1 protein-coding gene and 1 pseudogene are annotated in these 2,670 nt (G+C 58.5%); both read right to left on the reverse strand.

Going from position 1 to position 2,670, the window contains the following annotated elements:
• Positions 1–123: pseudogene (locus tag EAE93_RS24915) on the reverse strand (site-specific tyrosine recombinase XerC); the annotation flags it as partial.
• Positions 110–2,670 (reverse strand): toprim domain-containing protein (locus EAE93_RS23665; RefSeq protein ID WP_214040707.1); only part of this gene is annotated, 2,561 nt, incomplete at its 5' end. The pseudogene EAE93_RS24915 and the gene EAE93_RS23665, both read right to left, overlap by 14 nt.

The raw sequence follows: 2,670 nt of genomic DNA on the forward strand, positions 1-2,670 counted from the left end.
CCATGCCACGAAGCGCAGCAGCAGCGCATACAGGCTTTTTGGGTCATGTGCCGGACCCACCGGCTGACGGTAGACGTCATCGACGGTCAGGAGACTTCCTTTGCGCGGTTTACGGTTTGCCATGATTGACCTCCGGTTGAGATTGAGTGGCGGGCGCAGACAAGGGACGCGTTTTCTTTTTTCCTTTGATTACCGTGTCTTCCGTTACCCCGACTTGCGGTACGCTGAACCCGTGTTCTGCCTGCCCTGATGGGGATTTTTTCACCCCAGACTTGACCCGGACCTGGCCCAGACTTGAGGCAGACTGGCGTTCATTGAAGTCAGACTTGCTCTCCTGACCTGTCGGGACGGCTGCCGGCGTTTTATCCCTGTCGGGCACGGGCAATGCGTCTCCGTGATTATTTTCCCTGATAACTGCGTTTTCATCTGCCCGGACTTGTGCACCCGCAGAACCTTGTGCTGTCTGGGCTGACGCGGATTTTTCTTCCCCAGACTTAGACCAGACTTGCCCCAGACTTAGGGAAGACTTGCCACCTTCCGGGTCAGACTTGCGTTCACTGCCTGCCGTTTCTGAGTCCGGTTCTCCGACATCCAGCAGGCCGCACAGGTGCGCCGCGCCGTTGTCTTCCCCGTCCCACAGCAGTTCATAATGCAGCAGATGCCCCCGGCTGCCGCCATGCAACAGCAGGTATTCCATTTCCGTCAGTCGTTGACAGTGGTTTTTGAGCTGGCTGTCGCTCCAGTGGGTAAAGGCGCGGATATCCCGCCGGGTAAAGCGCACTTCATTTGGCTGGCAGTGCTGGATTTGCGCCTGTTCGTTCACCATCGCTTGTATCAGCAGCAACAGCTTGCGCGTCTGCGGCGGCATTTCATCCAGTGTGCGCCCCAGAACTTCATGTGCCAGTTGGTTAGCAAGCTGGATATCGTCTTTCGTCACTTCGATATATTCAATCACCTGCCCGCGATGCGTGGTTTTCTTCACTTCACGTTGATACTGGTGCAGCAACGCGATGGCCTGTATTAAGGTGAGGTATTTCATATGGTCGCGCCGCATCCGGGTTTTGTCTGACAGGAACGTCAGTTGATGGGCATACGGATTCACCACTTTCAGCGGCCTTAACAGGCGCTGGGCGTTCTGGTGTAACTGCGTCAGATAACCTTTCTCTGAGTCAGCCAGCAACCCGGCCAGTGTCTGACGGTGCCGCTGCATCGCGTGGATGGCCTGCGTCTGTTCGCGCGATTCGTTGACCGTCAGCACCAGACAGCGGTTCAGCAGCTCTTCATCCACATCAATGGCCGTCGTCGTTAACATCAGCATGACCGGTCCCTGCACCTTGTATTCCCGCGTCACCAGCTCGCCGCTCTGTTCGTTCTTGCCGGTGCTGGCGATTTTCAGCTCGCCGTCGGACTGCAACAGTTTCAGGGCATAGGCCGCCTGCCGCACGCCTTCTTCTTCGGCTATCGCCAGTATTTTGTGTTGCAGGCTGGTTTCTCCCAGATAGTAGAGGCTCTGTCCGGTCATCGCCGAGTACTGGATACGCTCCTCTTCCGGCATCAGGTTCAGCACCGCCTCCATCAGGCTGCTCTTGCCTGCCGCGCTGCTGCTCTGGATTAACACGGCCAGCGGTTTATCGAGTTTGCGCGAGACCGCCGCCAGATACCCGGTCAGCAGATTGGTGGATTCGCCGACCACCCCGCAGGCGGCCATGTCGTTGATAATCTGTTCTGTTAAGTTCGGCAATGTCAGCAACGCCAGCGCGGCGGCTTCGTCTTCCGCGCTGACCGTGACCGCCGTTGTCCCTGAGGCTTCGGCGTCGGCCTGCTGTTGCGCATCCTGTTGCTGCTCCAGCATCAGCAGGACCCGCCCGGCTTCGCGTTTGATGACCGACAGCTCGCATTCCAGCTCTTGCGCCGCCGTGCTGATGTAGTTTTGACGATGCCGCGCGTGATACATGTCCAGTGTATCCACATGGAACAGGCCGGACGTTTCATCCCGCACCTGCACATTGACTTTCATCACATCGGGCACCGGCGATTTTTTCATCCCCCGTATCCGCCAGATACGTGGCCCGCTTTTCATCAGCAGTTCACCGCAGGCCGTACGCTCACAGGGCACGGGGGCAACGGTCAGCTCTGGCGGGGCGGCTAAGGCAGCCGGTTTAGCCACATCTGCATTGTGAGGTTTTTCCGTCACACTCGGCAAGACGGGCCGCTCATGGCTGAACACCGCACCTGGTGCTGTTCCCTGTCCCAGCCAGACCGCCTGTTGCAAGGCCAGCCCCAGCGCATGTTCGGCATTGCCGCTTTTCAGCGCATAGTCATTGGCATCCATACCCGGCGGGAACTGCACCCGCCATGCCTCGATACCGGCTTCCAGTAAGTCAGCGGCCACACTGGCCGCGCCACGGTCTCCGGCCTCGTCCCGGTCAAAGGCAATCAGCACCCGTTTCACGCCGTGATACTGCAAGGCGTCGAGATGCTCACGGTTAAACCCGTTCACCCCGAACGCGGCGATCACGTTGCGGAACCCGGCACACCAGAACGTCATGGCATCGATCAGCGCTTCGCACAGGATAATTTCCGCAGCGGCTTTCATCGCTGCCTCATTCCAGACCCCGGCCAGGGGTGAGGACAGGTACAGATGCTTTGGGCTGTCTTTCAGCACTTTGT

The sequence above is a fragment of the Photorhabdus akhurstii genome (assembly GCF_018448925.1).
GTDB classification, from domain to species: domain Bacteria; phylum Pseudomonadota; class Gammaproteobacteria; order Enterobacterales; family Enterobacteriaceae; genus Photorhabdus; species Photorhabdus akhurstii.